The following is a 17,083-nucleotide window of genomic DNA, read 5'->3' as shown; positions in this document are numbered from 1 at the left end:
GGTGTAAGTATGTGAACTAATTGGGCAAAACTGGAATGAGAAGCCAAACGGCGTAAAGAGAAAAATCGCCCCACTTATGAGTAAGTGGAGCGTCTTTTTTAGGCTCTATAATTTCTGTAGTGGGTAAAACCACTGTAGGAATTATGGAGTCTATTTTGTTGTAGAAAAAACCCCATAAGACCTATAATGAAAAAGTGACCAAACCCTCATTAGAAAGAATCTTATGGAACAATTAAATTTTATCACAAACATACTTGGAATGAATGACAAAAATATTATTATCTTAGATTATCTTGATGCTGGAACGCATAAAGAAGTCATTGCTAAGCTCGATTATCCTGCCTCTAAATGTCACAACTGTCAAGGACAAATGGCTAAATATGACTTTCAAAAAGAATCCAAAATCCCCTACCTCGAATGTGCTGGCTACAAGACTCTCATTCGATTGAGAAAACGCCGTTTCCGCTGTAAAGACTGTGGAAAATAGCTGTCGCAGAGACTTCCTTAGTCAAGAAGAATCACCAGATCGCAACCATCGTCAAACAGAAAATCACTCAAAAATTGATTGAGAAAGTCCCTATGACAGCTATCTCCGAAAGTTTATCTGTCTCCACTTCGACAGTCATTCGTCAGTTACATAAATTCAAATTTAAGACTGATCTTAACAACCTTCCAGAACACATGAGTTGGGATGAATATAGCTTCAAGAAAGGAAAGATGAGCTTTATTGCACAGGACTACGATACAAGAAAGATCCTAGCTATCCTAGATGGACGGACTCAAGCAACTATTCGCAATCATTTCCTTCGGTATTCTAGACAGGTAAGAAGTCGCGTGAAAGTCATTACCATGGACATGTTTAGTCCCTACTACGATGAGGGTTATTTATTTGGGTGGTTTTGTATCCAGAAAAACAGTGCCCGCACCACCGAGAACACTCTCCGGTACGAGGTGAGGGGTCGTTGTTTTTCTGTGTGGTGAAAAGTGGTTAGGCGGTTGGGGCGTCACGCCCCTAATGAATAACCCTCATAGAATACGCAGGCTTGAGAGCAGGGCGCGGTTAAAGAAAAAATCCGCCCCCACTGTAGAAGCCTGGAGGGCGGATTGTGGCTCCGACCGGCGTCGATCCGGTGACCTTACGATTTTCAGTCGCACGCTCTACCAACTGAGCTACAGAGCCTTGCGCATCGAAGCAGATACGCAACGACCGCGTCTTCGTGATGAATTTCTTCACCTGAATCACGCGGCCAGAGCGACCCCGACGGGACTTGAACCCGCGACCTCCGCCGTGACAGGGCGGCGCGCTAACCAACTGCGCTACGGGGCCTTGTTGGATTCGGCAGGGGTATAATCTGCTTCTTCAACATGGCTTTGCAAATCTGAGGATTTGCAAGTACCCCCAACGGGATTTGAACCCGTGCTACCGCCGTGAAAGGGCGGCGTCCTAGGCCGCTAGACGATGGGGGCCCAGTCGATGCGAACGGGTTCTTTTCATCCCGTCGTTCGAACCTCAACTAGTCTATGACAGATTTTTAAGCCGTGCAAGCCGGATTCTTCAAAAACTTCTTCATACCCGCCGCACTCCCCCTTCTAAGATACCCTGCTCACCTACATAGTTACTAGTCAGAAGGTATTTTATAGTCACCAGAAATTTCTCAAAATTTTTCTGAATAACCCCCGCAAACAGCACGAAATGACCGGGTAAGCGCCGCGCATCCCCTACACAGGTTCAGCAAAAAGGCGTAGAATATGCCGCGCGCACGCGCACACCATGATTTTGATACAAGAAATCCCCGCCGGTTTCGGGCTGTGCCGAAGACCCGGCGGGGATTCTTCATTGCGGCTCATGTACCGCAGAAAATCGTTGCGTACAGCTATTACTCGCCGCGCGAAATACGAATCATCTCATCACGGTCAACAACCTTCACACGCTCACGTGGCTCGCCCTTCGCATCCTGTGATGCTGCACCGAGCGCCTTTTCGTGATCGTCCAGACGGTGCCAGCCTTCCCAGGTGGTATAGCGAATGCCCTTAGAATCCAGGTAATCGCTGAAGGTGTCAGCATCCGGTTCGGGAGCGGTGTACAGGTTCTCGCGGTCCTCCAACAGGTGGGTGATGGTTTCAAGTGCATCGCCCTTTGTGGAGCCAATCAGACCCACCGGTCCGCGCTTAATCCACCCGGTAGCGTACAGGCCGGGCACGTGCTCGCCATTTTCATCGACCACACGGCCCTCAACGTTAGTAATCACGCCCTTATCAGCGTCATAGCCAACCTCGGGCAGCTCAGATCCGAAGTAACCGATCGCGCGGTACACGGCCTGCACGGGGTAGTCCACGAACTCGCCGGTGCCCTCGATACCGCCCTTACCGTCAAGCTTATTGCGTTCCATGCGGATGCCCACAACCTTGCCGTCCTCGCCCAGAATCTCGTGCGGGGACTGCAGGAAGTGCAGGTGCAGGCGGCGCGAAGCGGTCTGCTCGCCCTCCTCCTGGTCGGTAAGCCAGGTGGTGAGGGTCTTCATCATGGTCTTAACCTGGTTATTCGTCTGAATAGCCTCATCCGAAGCCTCGTCGAACTCGAAGTCCTCTTCGTAGAGCACAATATCGACATCGCGGGAATGAGAGAGCTCGCGCAGCTCCAAGGGGGTGAACTTGATCTGCGCGGGGCCGCGGCGGCCAAAGACGTGCACATCGGTCACGGGCGAAGATTTCAGCCCCTCGTACACGTTCTCGGGAATTTCGGTGACGAGCAGATCATCGGCATGCTTGGAGAGCACACGCGCAATATCCAGCGCCACGTTGCCGTTACCAAGCACCGCGATTTCCTTCGCGTTCAGCGGCCAGGTGCGCGGGTAATCGGGGTGACCGTCATACCACGAGACGAAATCGGCGGCGCCATAGGAACCATCCAGGTCGATACCCTCAATAGGCAGGGGCGCATCGTAAATAGCACCGGTCGCAAAAATAATGGCGTCATAATGCTCGCGCAGATCGACAAGGTTCAAATCCTTACCGTATTCGACATTGCCAAAGAATCGAATATCACCGCGGTCAAGTACCTTGTGCAGGGCGGTGATAATGCCCTTGATGCGCGGGTGATCGGGCGCCACACCGTAGCGAATGAGCCCAAAGGGCGCGGGGTAACGATCAAAAATGTCGATAGAAACCTCAACGGCTCCAGAGCGTACTTCCTCAGATTTGGTGAGCAGATCGGCGGCATAGATACCCGCAGGACCCGCACCGATAACGGCAACGCGCAACGGGCGTGCAGCTTCAGACACGTATTTTTCCTTTCAAAGTTCACCCATAGGGCGAGCTTAGCCTTAACATCCTTGCTTATTTTAGCGGTCATGCCTGAGCAAACGCAGGAAACATGAGCTGAACCACTCAAAAGACACATTTTTCATGTTTTTATCCCAAGGATTTTGAAGGCTCCATCATTAATATTCCTGTCATGACTTCGGAATATGTGTGCGAGCACAAAATTCGTCGCCTGCGTTACGAGAACACACTAAAAGTTCAGGATGCTCATAGCGAGCACCTAAGGGTGCATCGCCTCCCAGGCGATGAGGGACCCCTTGTCAAGCGAAGCATGAGCATCCTGAACTTTATAACGGTCATCAGCTAGGCAGCAGCGACTTTACGACTCTCGACGGGGTATTCCGCATCCGGTTCGCCAGTGAGGCGGTTGCGCAGATCGCGACGCACCAGCTCGATGGACCACAACCAGACGATATGACCGAAGAACTCAGAGAGATGCTCCCCCAAAGGTTGCTCCCAGGGAACGGGCACAACACCCATTGCGGGCATGATAATGACGTGGAAGAGAATATCGAGCACAATACCGAAGGCGACACCATGCCAGAGTTTGATTTTCGGCCAGTATTCCGCCACCACGCTATAGAGCACGCCAAAGAAGATTGAGAAGGCGAAGTGCACAATAAAGCTCATATATGGCAGATCGTTACCCAGATATGAGTAGGTTTGATGCGTGATTTCTGGCGAGAACCCAAACATCTCCAGAAGCGCTTGGGGCGGGTTTGTTGCATTGCGTTCGGGGGTGCGCGGCGGGAAGGGAACTTCCCAACCAAATTTGACGATACCACCGAAGATACCGGCGAGAACGCCTACGAAGGCGGCGGTTCCGAGGCGGCGGCGTACCGGATCGGTCACGGTTTTGAAAGATACTCTGATCTTTTCTTTCGCCGAGTTAAGGGCGTTCATGATGTCTCCTATAGCTTGCGCGTTATAGAGTGTGTTGTCCGCCGTCTACTGTATGGGAGCGCAACCCGAAAGTCTATAGAACACCACATAAAGCCACAAAAACCCTAATAGTTATTTTCTCCTGACCTGCATATTTGCAAGGTAAAGTTTCTCAAAATATTTTTCCGTCATAAAACGCAATAAAACCCACCGATACAGTCTCGGTGAGTTTTATTAGCCCGCGAGCAGGTGGCTTTTGGCACGAACAGGTAGGAAAATCCTACCTTTTCGGCGAAATCCTACCTGCTCGCGGAATGAATATAGGGGTTAGACTGCGTGAAACTCCACGACTAATTCTTCGCGCTCACCAAAACGTACAAGGTGACGTTCCAGCACGCCTGCAAGGTTCTGTGCTTTCTCGTCGTCTTCGGCACGAACCTCCATGATGAGCGCATGGTTCGCATCATCGGCCACCAGGTCGCCATACCCGCGAAAGATACCGTCGCGATTAAAGATTAAGCGCAATCCGCCAGGAATTTCCTCGGTGCTAATTTTGCGGCCCATATGTGAGCCAAGCTGTTTAATATAGCGCGCCGGGCGGTCGGTACTGACTGTGGAACGCTGACGAACGGGCAGAGATTCTGCGGCTGGATACTCACTCATAACAACCTTCTTCATGCTTCAGGATGCGCGCCCAGCGCCAATTCCCAGGCGGCACATATCATCCTTAGGTAACCCTTATCTTAGCAGTGTTGCGAGCGTGTGCCGATGGGGTTTCGCCTACAGCGCGGGTGGTACCCTCGCGGAAAACTGATCGCCTAAAAGCGACCATCATTCGCAGACGCAAAGAAGTAGCCTTTTACGGGTTATTCCCCCTAGAATGTTGTAGTAACAAGAGCGTCACGCCCCACGGCTGGCGCTTTTCTTATGCGCATTCCCAACCGGCGGATGCGCGCCCTACGAGAGTATCTACGGATTTTCACGAATGTCTTCTGAGAACACCGCGGCTCCCCAGACGCCTAAACCCAGCAGTTCGGGCGGCGCACTGGACCGTTACTTCAACATTACCGAGCGTGGCTCAACTATCAGCACCGAAATTCGCGGCGGTTTAGCGACCTTCTTCGCCATGAGTTATATTGTGGTGCTCAACCCGCTTATTCTCGGCCTCACGCCCGATTCGTCCGGACGTTCCCTCGGCGTGCCGCAAGTTGCCGCCATGACCGCGCTTGTTGCAGGCGTGATGACCATTCTTCTGGGCGTTTACGCCAAACATCCCTTCGCGATGGCGGCGGGGCTGGGTGTGAACGCACTGTTGGCGACTACGATAGCCACGACTCCTAACCTCACCTGGCCGCAGATTATGGGGTTGGTCGTGTGGGCGGGTGTGCTCATGACCGCCCTCGTGCTGACCGGTTTCCGCACCGCCGTTTTCGATGCCGTGCCCGAGAGCCTGAAAACCGCGATCGTGGTGGGTATCGGGCTCTTTATCGCCTTTGTTGGGCTGGTGAACGCCGGAATTATTCGCCGTGCAGAGACCGGCTCAACCCCTGTTGTGTTCGGTGTTCACGGGCATCTGCTTGGCTGGCCCACTCTCGTGTTCATTGTGGGGTTGTTCCTGACCATTATTCTGTATGTTCGTCAGGTGCGCGGTGCTATTCTCTATGGCATGTTCGCATCCACGGCGCTTTCGCTTATTCTGGAGGCGATCGCCCCCTCCGGCAGCGTGCAGGCTAACCCGCTTGGCTGGTCGCTTAACGTGCCCACCTGGGACGGCAGCGGTTTTGGTCTGCCTGATTTCTCGCTTCTGTTCTCCGCAGATCTTTTCGGTGCCTTCAGTTCTTTGGGTGCAATGGCCTCAATTTTGCTGGTGTTTACCATCCTTATTTCGGCGTTTTTCGATGTGATGGGCTCTATCATGGGTATGGCGGTCGAAGCCGGTTCTATCGATGAAGACGGCAAGATCGAAGACATTGACCGTCTGCTTCTGGTAGATGCGCTGGGCGCGGTCGCCGGTGGCGGCACCTCAACCTCAACCAACCAGGTATTCGTGGAGTCGGCAACCGGTATTGGCACAGGTGCCCGCACAGGTCTGGCAAATGTGGTGACGGGTGTGCTCTTCCTGGGCGCTATTTTCCTCTCTCCCCTGGTGACGATTGTCCCCTTTGAGGCGGTCGCCCCCGCAATGGTGTTCGTCGGGTTCCTGATGGTGCGCCAGGCGGTTAATGTTGATTGGAACGATCTTGCCCTGGGAATTTCGGCGTTCTTGACGATCGTCATTATGCCGCTGTCGTATTCGATTGCGCACGGTATTGGTGCCGGGTTTATTTCGTACACGGTTATCCGTGTGGCGACCGGTCGCGGACGTGAGGTGCACTGGCTCATGTACGTAGTTTCGGCAGTGTTTGCGGTGCATTTCGGAATGGGCCTGATTGAGGGGTGGATGCGCTAGAGCATCTTTCTCCCCCCTCCCATCGTAAAAAGAGCCTTGATCGTGAAAACTTCAGTCACGATCAAGGCTCTTTTTATCACCCACTTTTACCCCTTAAGGCGGATATACGTCCCCACACCCGCTAAAGACCTGGGAATTTCCTGTCAGTAGCGCATTGAGGGTTAAACGTCATAGAATAATGTGGTAACAAAAGCGTCACACCCGCCATAAGGGTTGGACGCTTTTCTTATTGCGGCGCAAACCCGCGCGCGCATCCTACGAGAGTATCTACGGATTTTCACGAATGTCTTCTGAGAACACCGCGGCTCCCCAGGCACACAAGCCCAACGCATCGGGCGGCGCACTGGACCGTTACTTCAAAATCACTGAACGAGGCTCATCTATTTCAGCCGAGATTCGTGGCGGTCTCGCCGCGTTCTTCGCTATGAGTTACATCGTCGTCCTCAACCCCCTGGTGATCGGCACCGGCGCAGACTCGGCGGGAAATACCCTTGGCGTGCCGCAGGTCGCCGCAGTTACCGCGCTCGTCGCCGGCGTGATGACTATCCTCATGGGTGTTATTGCTAAACAGCCTTTCGCGATGGCGGCGGGACTGGGCGTCAACGCGCTGCTGGCGTCCACGATCGCAACCACCCCCGGGCTGACGTGGGCAGATATTATGGGCTTGGTGATTATCGCCGGTCTTATTATGACCGTGCTGGTGCTCACCGGCTTCCGCACCGCCGTATTCGAGGCGGTCCCCGAGAGCCTCAAAACCGCGATCGTGGCGGGAATCGGCTTCTTTATTGCCTTTATCGGACTGGTTGATTCCGGGATTATCCGCCGCATGCCGGATGCCGCAGGAACCACCGTTCCCGTCTCGTTCGGCGTGGGTGGTCACCTACTTGGCTGGCCTACTCTCGTGTTTATTTTCGGTCTTTTCCTCACAATCGCCCTGTTTATTCGCAATGTGCGCGGCGCTATCCTCATTGGCGTGGTGGCTTCTACCGCGCTGTCTATCATCCTAGAGGCTGTTTTCCATATAGGCAGCGGCAAGGGAAACCCGACCGGCTGGTCGCTCAACGTTCCCGCGCTCAATAATTTTTCCTTCTCAGCCCCCGATTTCTCGCTTATCGGGTCTGCACGATTCGGTGCGTTCGGCGCTATCGGCGTGCTGGGCGCATCCCTGCTGGTGTTCGCTATTCTGCTCTCGGTCTTCTTTGACGCCATGGGCGTTTCGGTAGGCTTAGCAACCGAAGCGGGCACCATCGATAAGGACGGCAAGGTCGAGAACATTAACGAGGTGCTGCTCGTGGATGCGGTCGGTTCCGTGGTCGGTGGCGGCGCATCCGGCTCTGCAAACCAGATTTTTGTGGAGTCGGCAACCGGTATTGGTGAGGGTGCCCGCACAGGTCTAGCAAATATCGTAACCGGTGTGCTGTTCCTGGTGGCGATTATCGCCTCGCCGCTGGTGACGATCGTTCCCTTTGAGGCCGTCGCCCCCGCTCTGGTAGTTGTTGGGTTCCTGATGGTGCGCCAGGCCGTGCATATCGACTGGCAAGACTGGGGTCTAGGCATCCCGGCGTTCATGACCATTATTTTCATGCCGCTGTCGTACTCGATCGCTAACGGTATTGGTGCAGGGTTCGTCTCCTACGCCTTTATCCGCCTGGTTCAGGGTCGCGGGCGCGAGGTGCACTGGCTCATGTACGTAGTTTCGGCGGTGTTCGTTATCTACTTCGGCATGGGTATTATCAACGGTCTCACGCACTAGCGTTGGCTGAAATCCCGGGTGTATATCGGGTGTAAAAAGGCTCTTTTTGAAGAGAAGCGGCGGAAAACTACGCTTTATTCAAAAAGAGCCTTTTATACACCTATGGGGGGTGTGGATATGCACTCGAAAACGTCAGAAATTTCACGGCTGCAGGTATACAATTTCACCCGTTTTTCCTGGTATTCTTCGCATAGGTTTACTTTCAGGTAGACCCAATTCAACGCACCTATACACGCAGACAACGCGTTTGAATGCGAACCAGCCCCGCCCTCTTGCTCAGAGACGGCGCGGGCTGGCTCAGGTTAAACCAAGAATTCTATCGGTCGCTTGGGCGGCATAATTCTTTCATGATGCGCTCGGCCCTCTCTTGTGCACGCTCATCCACCACGCCAATATCGCATGCGTGCAGCAGGTCTGCCGCCACGTGCAGGCGCAGCACGCGCGGAAGGGTAAAAACCTCGCGCAAAATCACGTTCGCCCGCTCGGGTGGGGCAGGTTCCAGGATCCAATTCGGGGCAAATTTTGTGAGGTCACTGGGCAGAATGTAGGCGTCTATTAGAGGGGTTTTCATCCCCGAAAGTTCGTGCCGAACCCCGGTGAGCGCGAGCGCATCCGCACCCGTTCGCAGCAAGTCGCTCGTATCGTAGGGTGCCACGTAGTAGTGCGCAGTCATCCCGGTGCGGTGCGTGTACTGCCGGAGCGCATCGAGCCCGTGAGCGCAGAGGATGCGGGCGCGTTCGGCGGCGCTGCGGCGCGCATCCGGGGTAAGCAGGTGCCCTCCCCCGTTGAAATAGAGGGCGAGCTCATCGAAAGATTCCTGCGAGATAACGTCACTCATGGCATAAACATAGCAAACGCAGGACTAGTTTTTGAGACTTTCATCAAGGAAGCTCACAATGTAGTCAGGATTCAAGCTCTGCGCCCTGGGCTGGGATTTTCACCGTTTTCTGATCAGGCACGACTTATGAGTCCTTTCACCAGGCGTTCCGCTTCCCGCTCGCTTCTCGGGTCTGTAGAGACTAGGAGATCGACCGCAACGTGCAGGGGGCGAATCTTAGGTAACTCTTTGACTGCGCGAAGAATAACGTTGGCATCCTGTGCCGGAACTTCACGCAGTGCGTAGATAAATTTCAGGGATTCGAGATTGTGGGGAGTCACATATGCTTCTACGGTAGCCCCGTAAATTTCCGAATATTCGTGGCTGACACCCGTAAGCGCTAATGTTCGTTCGTCCATCAAGTCATGCAGGTCAACAGAAGGCACAGCATAGAATTGAAGTTTCGCATCTGCACGCACTGCATACTGCCTAAGAGCTTCTACCCCACGTTCGGAGAGGTTATGTGCACGTTCTTTGGCACGGCGGCGTGCATCGGGGGTAAGGGATGCACTGTTACCGTCAAGATAGGCGGCAAGTTGATTGAAGGATGACATCGAGATTTTGCGCCCATGTGCGGAGTGATGCTCGTGCGGGTTATCTGAAACCATCCACCGCCCGGCAATTTTTTGTCCACTCAAAGATCCTCGTTCAAGGCGTGCACGCACGCTTCGGGGGCTCACCCCGGCGTGCTGGGCATATTCCGCGACCGACATCATGGCAAAAACATACCATAAGAGGAATATTTCTGCCATGCTACCCGATCGGGAGGAACTTAGCTGACCTCACCGTCCAGGTAGTACCAGGTGCCGTTTACTTTCTCGAAGCGGGATTTTTCGTGCATGGTGCCTTTCACCCGTTCTTCGGCGGGCGTGCCGGGAACTGAGCGGTAGTACGCCGCGAACTCGACCGTGCCCGCCGCATCGAAGGGACCGCCCGAAGAGCCCAGGATATCCAGCCGGTACCAGCGCAGCGTTTCGTCCAGCGTTAACTCGGTGGGGCGCGTATGCGGGTGCCAGCTTGCCAGCAGGTAGGGAGCATCGTGCAGGGCGAAGGCGGTGAACCGCGAGCGCATCAGAGCCAGCGGCGTGGGCGCGTTCAGGGTTCCGGATGCGGCAAATTCGCCCAGGTACCGCCCGCAGCAGGCACCGTATACCTCGCCGCTTGTGCAGGGGCAGCGGGTTTGAGGATCATACAGGGTTGTTTCGCTCATGCACCCCATTCTAAAGGGCTACCAGGTTCGGGCATGCGAGAACCCGCCCATCCCGGCGGTCAAACCGGAGAGGGGCGGGTTCTGCACTGTTTTCAATATATTGCGGAGGAAACTCTGAGGCAGAGTTGGTTAGTTCGCGATAGCGCGTGCCGGGGTGTCTGCCGTGGAGGGCTTACCCACGTAGGCACCGCGGTACCTCGCGGCCGGGTGGGAGTCTGCGACCTTAGTCTGGCCCTTGCCGAACAGGCTTTCGCGCAGGGTCTCACCCTCATAGGAGGTGCGGTAGCGCCCACGCTTTTGCAGCTCAGGAACCACGAACTCGATGAAGTCCTCGAATGAGCCGGGCGAAACGTGGTATGCCAGGTTAATACCGTCCAGTCCGCCTTCATCAATCCAGCGTTCGAGCTCGTCGGCCACCTGCTGCGGGTCGCCCACAATAACCTCGCCCATACCGCCAATAGTGCAGTGCTCGGCAATATCCTTACGCGTCCACTGCTTATCCTTGGCCTGCAGGGTGAAGGGGGTGAGGAAGGACTGAATCGACTCGGTCTTCACATAGTTGAGTACCTCGTCTTCGTCGAACTGGGAAAGATCCACACCGGACCAGCCACCGATAATGGCCTGCGAAGATTCCAGGTTCACGTACTTGCGGTACTCTTCGTACTTTGCCTTCGCCTTCTCTTCGGTTTCGTCCACAATGATGGAGAGCATCGCGAAAACCTTGATTTCGTCGCGGCCGCGGCCGTTCTCTTCGGCGCGGTCACGAATGCGGTCGGTAATAATGCGGGTCAGATCGGGGCGCAGCGCACCGATAAACACAACCTCTGCGTGCTTGCCCGAGAACTTCTGCCCGCGGCTGGATGCGCCCGCCTGGAAAATCACGGGGGTACGCTGGGGGCTGGGTTCGGTCAGACCCGCGCCAGGCACGCTGAAGTACTTGCCCTTGTGCTGAATCGGGTGCACCTTGGCGGGGTCGGCGTAGATGCCTTTCTCTCGGTCTTTGACAACGGCGCCGTCTTCCCAGGAGCCTTCCCAGAGTTTGTAGCAGACATCCAAGAACTCTTCGGCGAGTTCGTATCGGGTATCATGCTCAATCTGGGTTTCGAGGCCCTGACATTCGGCAGCAGAAGGCAGGTATGAGGTCACCACGTTAAAGCCCACACGCCCGTTAGTGAGGTGGTCGAGAGAAGCGTACTTGCGTGCGAGCGTGTAAGGCTGCTCGTAGGTGACGGCTGAGGTCACGCCAAAGCCTAGGTGCTCGGTCACGGCGGCCATTGCGGAGATCTGCATAAACGGATCGTTCACGGGCACCTGCGCACCGCCTTCAATAGCGGGTGCGGCGGAGTTCTTGTAAATATCGTAGATGCCTACAACATCGGCTAAGAATACGCCGTCAAAGAAGCCCTTCTCAAGGATCTGTGCTAGGTCAGTCCAGTATTTGATGGTGTTGTACTCGGTAGCCCGGGAGCGGGGGTGGCGCCAGAGGTCGAAGCTCTGGTGACCCACACAGGTCATGTCGAATGCGTTAACTGCGATGCGCTTCTTCTGCTCAGCCATCTACGTTCCTTTCGCGAATGTTCGGGTGTTCCTGCACCCCGCGCGCCGCCTCCTTATAGGTGGTGACCTTCTTGGTAGTCCAAGTTGTGCAGGTGGCGCATTCGCGCCGTACTTGCTTCGTATCCCTTGAAGCCAGATCATCATCTGGGGCACCCCGCTACGGGAGAGGGTTGCCGCCCGGCTAGCCAGAGCTTTACGCCGGGACTCATAATCCTTGATTTTGAGTGTATAAGGGGTGCCGTGGTTGGTGCGATATTATGACGAATATTAATGTTTGTGACTGTCGCCCGTAATGTTACGCACCACAAACGCAACGTAAAGACATCTTGCGACATATTCTTGGCGCACCGCGGGCGCTCTGCCCTACCGTTGAAGGGTATTACCCATCCAGAGCGATTGAGAGACCTGGCTCCACGACATCGCAGCAACCCGAGTGCGGGTGCTAACGCCAGGAACGATGGACGTGAGATGACGCAAACACATGCAGCCGTACTCACTGCGGCACAGAACACCACGGCACAACCTATCGCCTTCGAGTCCGTAGGCCAGTCTTTCCCACAGCCGGGCAAAGGCACGCACGAGGTTCTGCGTGACGTATCGTTTACCGCCGCAGAAGGCGAGATTATCTCGGTGATCGGTTCGTCAGGATGCGGCAAATCAACGCTGCTGCGTGCCGCCGCCGGACTGAACCGCATCACGAGCGGGCGAGTGCGCATTGGCGAACGCGAGGTGAAGGGGCTTGATGACCGCGTGGCGATCGGTTTTCAGGAACCGCGCCTGCTGCCCTGGCGCACCGTCGCCGATAATGTGGCGCTCGGGCTGCCGCCGGGAACCCCGAAAAATCAAGGCACAAGAGATGTGCAGCGCCTGCTGAATCTTGTGGGGCTAAGCGAGTACGGAACCCACCATCCGCGCGAGATTTCCGGCGGCATGGCACAGCGTGTTTCCCTGGCGCGGGCGCTGGCTCGCAACCCCGGGGTGCTGCTGCTCGATGAGCCGTTCGGTGCACTCGATGCGCTGACCCGCATCAACATGCAGGATTTACTGCTCGACATTCACCGGCAAGACCCGACCACGATTCTGCTCGTCACGCACGATGTAGAAGAAGCGCTGTACCTCTCGGACCGGGTGATCGTACTCGGCAAGAGTTCAGCCGATGCGCCCGCCACGATCCAGCGCATCGTCACGATAGATACGCCGCGACCGCGTGATCGCGCCGATAGTAAGCTCACAAGCCTGCGCGCCGAGCTTCTTGCCGAGCTGGGCGTGAACGAACGCTAGGTCTTGCGGGCCGCACGCGCATCGTTGTTATAGACGCAAGCTGGCGGTTGCCCGAGTAATTTCGGTAAATCCGGCGTGCTTAGCCTCTCTCCTCCCGTGAATTTTCGTGGATTTTACACACTTACCGAGCGAATGATCGCTCTATATTCAGTCGCAACGCTACCCCAAGGAACCCCCATGAAACCCATCACCCGCGCCGAAGCCCTCAAAGGATTCTTCGCGTTTACCGCTCTCACCACCGTTCTTGCCGGATGCGCCGGTGAAGGCGCCGGAACACCCGGTGCAGGTGCACCCAAGAGCAAAGACACAGTCACCATTGACTACGCAACCTATAACCCGCTCTCGCTGATTATCAGGAAAAAGGGCTGGCTAGAGACCGTGCTCTCAGAGCAGAACAAGAAAGTCGAATGGGTTAAGTCAGCAGGGTCTAATAAAGCCAACGAGGCGCTGCGTTCCGGGAATATCGACGTCGGCTCAACCGCCGGATCCGCCGCCCTGCTAGCACGGGCGAACGGTTCGCCCATCAAGGTTATTGACCTGTATTCGCAGCCCGAATGGTCGGCGCTCGTCACAACGAAGGATTCCGGCATCACGAAAGTCAGCGATTTGAAGGGCAAATCGGTGGCGGTTACCAAGGGTACCGACCCCTACTTCCTGCTCCTGCAGGCGCTCAAACAAGAGGGTATTTCCGCCAAAGAGGTGACGATTCAAAATCTCCAGCATGCCGACGGGCGCACCGCACTGGATAAGGGACAGGTGAACGCGTGGAGCGGACTTGACCCGATCATGGCGAGCGCCGAGGTCGAAAACCAGGACGTGCTCTTCTACCGCAACCTGGACTTCAACACGTACGGGTTCCTCAATGCCACCGAATCTTTCCTCAAAGACAACCCGGATGCGGCGCAGGCGATCGTGAACGTCTACGAATACGCCCGGCAGTGGGCACTGGCGAACACGGAAGAAGCCACCACCATTGTTGAAGAAGAATCCGGTATTAAACCCGATACCGCCAAGCTCGTGATGGAGCGTACCCACCTGGATATTGACCCGGTTCCGTGGGATAAACAGGTGCAGGTGCTCAAGGGTGTTGGCCCGATTCTGGTGGAATCCGGCGACGTTCCCAGCCAATCCGATGTGGACCAGGCGCTGGTCAGCATTGTGGATAACAGCTTTGCGAAGAAGGCTGATCGTGCCGCAGTCGAGAAAGTTCAGAAGGCGGTGAGCAAGTAATGAGTGTGACTCTTAAACGTTCTGGCGGGCAGGCTTCGATACGGGAGTCAGCGGTTCAGGAGAGTTCAGACCAGAAGGTTCAAGTGCTGGACGCGGTCGCCGAAGGAGCGGCGGCACCGGCGGGGGTGCATCCGGAAAATTCGGATACGCGCACCCGCAAAAAATCACGTGAACCCCGTGTGAATACGTCGGTAAAGCGTTTTTCACCGAAGAAGCTGGTGGGTCTGCTGCTGCCGGTTGCGCTGATTGCTCTCTGGTATGGCCTGAGCACCGCCGGGGTGTTTACGGCGGTTCAGCTGCCCTCGCCCACGAAGGTGATTGCCGCCGGTTTTGAGCTAGCGCAGCGCGGTGACCTTCTGACTCACGTAGCGATTTCGACGCAGCGCGTCCTGCTGGGATTCTTGATCGGCGCCGTATTGGGCTTGGTTTTGGGTGCGTTGATTGGGATTTCGGTACCCGCGCGGCTTGTAGCCGCACCCACGATTGGGGCCCTGCGCGCCGTGCCTTCGCTGGCGTGGGTTCCGCTTCTGCTGCTGTGGGTGGGGATCGGCGAAAACTCTAAGGTAACGCTGGTTGCTATTGGCGCTTTCTTCCCCGTGTACACCACCGTTTCGGCTGCGTTGGCGCACGTTGATGTGAAACTCGTGGAGGCGGCACGCGCCTTCGGGCTCAAGGGTATTCGCCTCTTCACGACGGTTCAGCTGCCTGCCGTGCTCCCGTCGGTGGTTTCCGGGCTTCGGCTGGCGCTCGCTCAGGCCTGGCTGTTCCTGGTTGCGGCGGAGCTGCTGGGCGCCTCTATGGGTCTGGGGTATCTGCTGACGGATTCGCAGAATAATGGGCGCACCGACCGGCTGTTGCTTTCAATTGTGCTGCTCGCTATCTTGGGCAAGCTCACGGATGCGCTCATCGGCGTTTTTGAACGCTGGGTGAAGGCGAAGTATCCTACTCACTAAATCTGTGAGGGCGGATGCACTTCACGGGGGCTAGGTTCCGGGAGCAATAGTTTGCAGCGGGAGTGTGTTTAACGCTCCCGCTGCAATTCTTCGCTCCCGTTTTATGAAGAACGCCGATTTATTTAGGAAATGAGATCCATTTCGCGGGCGTCATCCGCAGTGATGGGGTTTATTTCCACCTTGGGCTCAGGGATAGTCTCGTCAGCACCTCGTCCAAACACAGCTCCAAAGCTCAATTTTTTCAGGTCGCTTGGTGCCGTCAGCCAGCCTTTCATTCCGTCACGGTTAAGATCAAGAGCGTAGATTCCATGGTCGATTTCGCCATTACCGTTGAGATCAACCGGTCCATCCGCTGGCCTCGGTACAGCCTCTGGATTGGGCCGATACAGGTACCCACGAGCTTGGGGACCAAAGCCTTTGCGTTCGTCCAAGACCCATTCGTTAAGGGTCGGCATATCCTGCTGCAGGTATCCGAAATATTTGGTTCCATCAGCCTTGGGAATGCCAGTGAGCTGATAGTTATAATTCATCACGCTGAAGTACTGTGGTTTACCTTTTTCGCCTTTCTCATCGGCATCACCGCCGTGCTGCAGGCCGAGGTTGTGTCCCAGCTCGTGAATAAAAGTACCCACGCGAATATCGCTCATATTACCTTTATTGTTATTCCAGTGTGTCTTCCCCACAGTCACCATGAAATCACGACCTCCCAATTGTCCCAATCCTGATGAACCGCTCTCCCCATTTTGTTGTTGCACGTAGTAGTCGCCCCAAACCATATAATGAAAGAGTCCATCACGACGCTGATTAAAATGAGAAGCTTTAAACCTGGCCCAGTTCCCAGGGTTGTTACCTATATCGTCGCTGAGCACTTGCCACTTGACCTGTTCGCCTCCTCCCAAGTTGTACTTAGGTCCCCGGGCGGCACCGGCATCCAAGTGCAGATTAATACCCGTTCTGCCGTCGGGATTGCTGATATTTATATCCGCGAAAGATTGCACGATTCGATCCAGTTCTTCCTCACTGGCAAGCTCACCGGGCATATAATCCATCTCGACAAAAATGTCTTTATGGTTGGGATCCGCGCCCATCTTAGGGAAATCGATCTCTGGTATGCCATCGTTGTTGATATCGTACCCGTCTCTTTCCAGCTCGTCGGGAATATGATCGCCGTCGCGATCACCCGAGTTGGGGCTCTGAACGGGATCTATATTCTGGTTCTGCGCGTGCGCAGGCTGAGCGGGCTTCGCCTCCACCGCAGAAACGGGCAGAGAATTCAGAGGAGCAACAAGCACCAGGCTGACAAACGCCAGCATCAGGCGCACTATAGTACGTAATTTCATGAGAGATATTCCTTATGTCGTTGTGTTGAGCGAGAGGAAATCTTACATAGAGAGTGAAGTGAGTGGTATTCATCGGCGAGAGCCTGCGGGTGTTGCGGGTTCTCGAATGCGAATACATCTTGGGCGGCATCACGATGCCGTTTGAGCAAGAAAGTGGTATATGAACGGTTGTGCGGGGTAAAGCCCGGGAGCGAAGAGGTGCAGCGAGAGCGTGTTTCATCTGACTCATT

Annotated in this window: 13 protein-coding genes, 3 tRNA genes, 1 pseudogene and 2 riboswitches; of the genes and pseudogenes, 6 read left to right on the top strand and 11 right to left on the bottom strand. The window is 55.3% G+C overall.

The window, feature by feature from the left end; genetic code table 11:
- Positions 1–223: 223 nt before the first annotated feature.
- Positions 224–876 (top strand): annotated as a pseudogene (locus HMPREF0733_RS05505) (transposase); the annotation flags it as partial.
- A gap of 231 nt (positions 877–1,107) precedes the next feature.
- Here HMPREF0733_RS05505 and HMPREF0733_RS05500 read toward each other — a convergent pair.
- The 6 genes from HMPREF0733_RS05500 to HMPREF0733_RS05475 form a co-directional block, all read right to left on the bottom strand.
- Positions 1,108–1,180 (bottom strand) — tRNA-Phe (locus HMPREF0733_RS05500).
- Positions 1,181–1,253: 73 nt separating this feature from the next.
- A tRNA-Asp gene (locus HMPREF0733_RS05495) sits at positions 1,254–1,327 on the bottom strand.
- 67 nt (positions 1,328–1,394) lie between these two features.
- A tRNA-Glu gene (locus tag HMPREF0733_RS05490) sits at positions 1,395–1,467 on the bottom strand.
- 410 nt (positions 1,468–1,877) lie between these two features.
- A complete protein-coding gene (locus HMPREF0733_RS05485; protein ID WP_013398392.1) occupies positions 1,878–3,281 on the bottom strand; it encodes an FAD-dependent oxidoreductase in 1,404 nt (467 codons plus the stop codon).
- 343 nt (positions 3,282–3,624) lie between these two features.
- Complete coding sequence (locus HMPREF0733_RS05480; protein ID WP_013398390.1) at positions 3,625–4,224, bottom strand: YagU family protein; 600 nt, start codon at positions 4,222–4,224, stop codon at positions 3,625–3,627.
- A 306-nt stretch (positions 4,225–4,530) separates the two neighbouring features.
- Positions 4,531–4,866 carry a DUF2218 domain-containing protein gene (locus HMPREF0733_RS05475; RefSeq protein ID WP_102035337.1) on the bottom strand — a complete coding sequence of 112 codons (336 nt, stop codon included), beginning with the start codon at positions 4,864–4,866 and terminating at the stop codon, positions 4,531–4,533.
- 322 nt (positions 4,867–5,188) lie between these two features.
- On the opposite strand from HMPREF0733_RS05475, the gene HMPREF0733_RS05470 reads away from it, so the two are divergent.
- Complete coding sequence (locus tag HMPREF0733_RS05470; protein ID WP_013398389.1) at positions 5,189–6,652, top strand: NCS2 family permease; 1,464 nt, start codon at positions 5,189–5,191, stop codon at positions 6,650–6,652.
- A gap of 283 nt (positions 6,653–6,935) precedes the next feature.
- Positions 6,936–8,405, top strand: coding sequence for an NCS2 family permease (locus tag HMPREF0733_RS05465; protein WP_004006503.1), 1,470 nt, complete (start codon positions 6,936–6,938; stop codon positions 8,403–8,405).
- Between the two features lie 316 nt (positions 8,406–8,721).
- Here the strand turns inward: HMPREF0733_RS05465 and HMPREF0733_RS05460 are convergent, their stop codons facing one another.
- The 4 genes from HMPREF0733_RS05460 to HMPREF0733_RS05445 form a co-directional block, all read right to left on the bottom strand.
- Complete coding sequence (locus HMPREF0733_RS05460; RefSeq protein WP_013398388.1) at positions 8,722–9,243, bottom strand: hypothetical protein; 522 nt, start codon at positions 9,241–9,243, stop codon at positions 8,722–8,724.
- Positions 9,244–9,356: 113 nt separating this feature from the next.
- On the bottom strand, positions 9,357–10,034 hold the full coding sequence (locus HMPREF0733_RS05455; protein WP_013398387.1) for a hypothetical protein: 678 nt from the start codon (positions 10,032–10,034) through the stop codon (positions 9,357–9,359).
- A gap of 20 nt (positions 10,035–10,054) precedes the next feature.
- A complete protein-coding gene (locus HMPREF0733_RS05450; RefSeq protein ID WP_013398386.1) occupies positions 10,055–10,492 on the bottom strand; it encodes a YchJ family protein in 438 nt (145 codons plus the stop codon).
- 129 nt (positions 10,493–10,621) lie between these two features.
- Complete coding sequence (locus tag HMPREF0733_RS05445; RefSeq protein WP_013398385.1) at positions 10,622–12,049, bottom strand: LLM class flavin-dependent oxidoreductase; 1,428 nt, start codon at positions 12,047–12,049, stop codon at positions 10,622–10,624.
- 103 nt (positions 12,050–12,152) lie between these two features.
- Positions 12,153–12,262, bottom strand: a riboswitch (SAM riboswitch).
- A gap of 167 nt (positions 12,263–12,429) precedes the next feature.
- Positions 12,430–12,513: riboswitch (SAM riboswitch) on the top strand.
- Positions 12,514–12,517: 4 nt separating this feature from the next.
- Between HMPREF0733_RS05445 and HMPREF0733_RS05440 the strand changes: the two genes are divergently transcribed.
- The 3 genes from HMPREF0733_RS05440 to HMPREF0733_RS05430 all read left to right on the top strand — a co-directional run bounded on the left by HMPREF0733_RS05440 (position 12,518) and on the right by HMPREF0733_RS05430 (position 15,513).
- Positions 12,518–13,330 (top strand): ABC transporter ATP-binding protein, encoded by an 813-nt coding sequence (locus HMPREF0733_RS05440; RefSeq protein ID WP_013398384.1) that lies wholly within the window; start codon positions 12,518–12,520, stop codon positions 13,328–13,330.
- A 177-nt stretch (positions 13,331–13,507) separates the two neighbouring features.
- On the top strand, positions 13,508–14,560 hold the full coding sequence (locus tag HMPREF0733_RS05435; protein WP_041321671.1) for an aliphatic sulfonate ABC transporter substrate-binding protein: 1,053 nt from the start codon (positions 13,508–13,510) through the stop codon (positions 14,558–14,560).
- Positions 14,560–15,513: an ABC transporter permease gene (locus tag HMPREF0733_RS05430; RefSeq protein WP_013398382.1), complete on the top strand. Its 954-nt coding sequence runs from the start codon at positions 14,560–14,562 to the stop codon at positions 15,511–15,513. The genes HMPREF0733_RS05435 and HMPREF0733_RS05430 overlap by 1 nt, the downstream gene beginning before the upstream one ends.
- A gap of 122 nt (positions 15,514–15,635) precedes the next feature.
- Here the strand turns inward: HMPREF0733_RS05430 and HMPREF0733_RS05425 are convergent, their stop codons facing one another.
- On the bottom strand, positions 15,636–16,853 hold the full coding sequence (locus HMPREF0733_RS05425) for a zinc-dependent metalloprotease family protein (RefSeq protein ID WP_013398381.1): 1,218 nt from the start codon (positions 16,851–16,853) through the stop codon (positions 15,636–15,638).
- Positions 16,854–17,083 lie beyond the last annotated feature (230 nt).

It is taken from the genome of Rothia dentocariosa ATCC 17931, assembly GCF_000164695.2.
Lineage (GTDB): Bacteria > Actinomycetota > Actinomycetes > Actinomycetales > Micrococcaceae > Rothia > Rothia dentocariosa.
This window is presented reverse-complemented; position numbering and strand designations above follow the sequence as displayed.

Coding starts and splice junctions, on each gene's coding strand:
- HMPREF0733_RS05460 (WP_013398388.1), bottom strand. CDS start 9,243: ATGAGTGACGTTATCTCGCAGGAATCTTTCGATGAGCTCGCCCTCTAT.
- HMPREF0733_RS05465 (WP_004006503.1), top strand. CDS start 6,936: ATGTCTTCTGAGAACACCGCGGCTCCCCAGGCACACAAGCCCAACGCA.
- HMPREF0733_RS05475 (WP_102035337.1), bottom strand. CDS start 4,866: ATGAGTGAGTATCCAGCCGCAGAATCTCTGCCCGTTCGTCAGCGTTCC.
- HMPREF0733_RS05430 (WP_013398382.1), top strand. CDS start 14,560: ATGAGTGTGACTCTTAAACGTTCTGGCGGGCAGGCTTCGATACGGGAG.
- HMPREF0733_RS05435 (WP_041321671.1), top strand. CDS start 13,508: ATGAAACCCATCACCCGCGCCGAAGCCCTCAAAGGATTCTTCGCGTTT.
- HMPREF0733_RS05450 (WP_013398386.1), bottom strand. CDS start 10,492: ATGAGCGAAACAACCCTGTATGATCCTCAAACCCGCTGCCCCTGCACA.
- HMPREF0733_RS05440 (WP_013398384.1), top strand. CDS start 12,518: ATGACGCAAACACATGCAGCCGTACTCACTGCGGCACAGAACACCACG.
- HMPREF0733_RS05455 (WP_013398387.1), bottom strand. CDS start 10,034: ATGGCAGAAATATTCCTCTTATGGTATGTTTTTGCCATGATGTCGGTC.
- HMPREF0733_RS05470 (WP_013398389.1), top strand. CDS start 5,189: ATGTCTTCTGAGAACACCGCGGCTCCCCAGACGCCTAAACCCAGCAGT.
- HMPREF0733_RS05425 (WP_013398381.1), bottom strand. CDS start 16,853: ATGAAATTACGTACTATAGTGCGCCTGATGCTGGCGTTTGTCAGCCTG.
- HMPREF0733_RS05480 (WP_013398390.1), bottom strand. CDS start 4,224: ATGAACGCCCTTAACTCGGCGAAAGAAAAGATCAGAGTATCTTTCAAA.
- HMPREF0733_RS05445 (WP_013398385.1), bottom strand. CDS start 12,049: ATGGCTGAGCAGAAGAAGCGCATCGCAGTTAACGCATTCGACATGACC.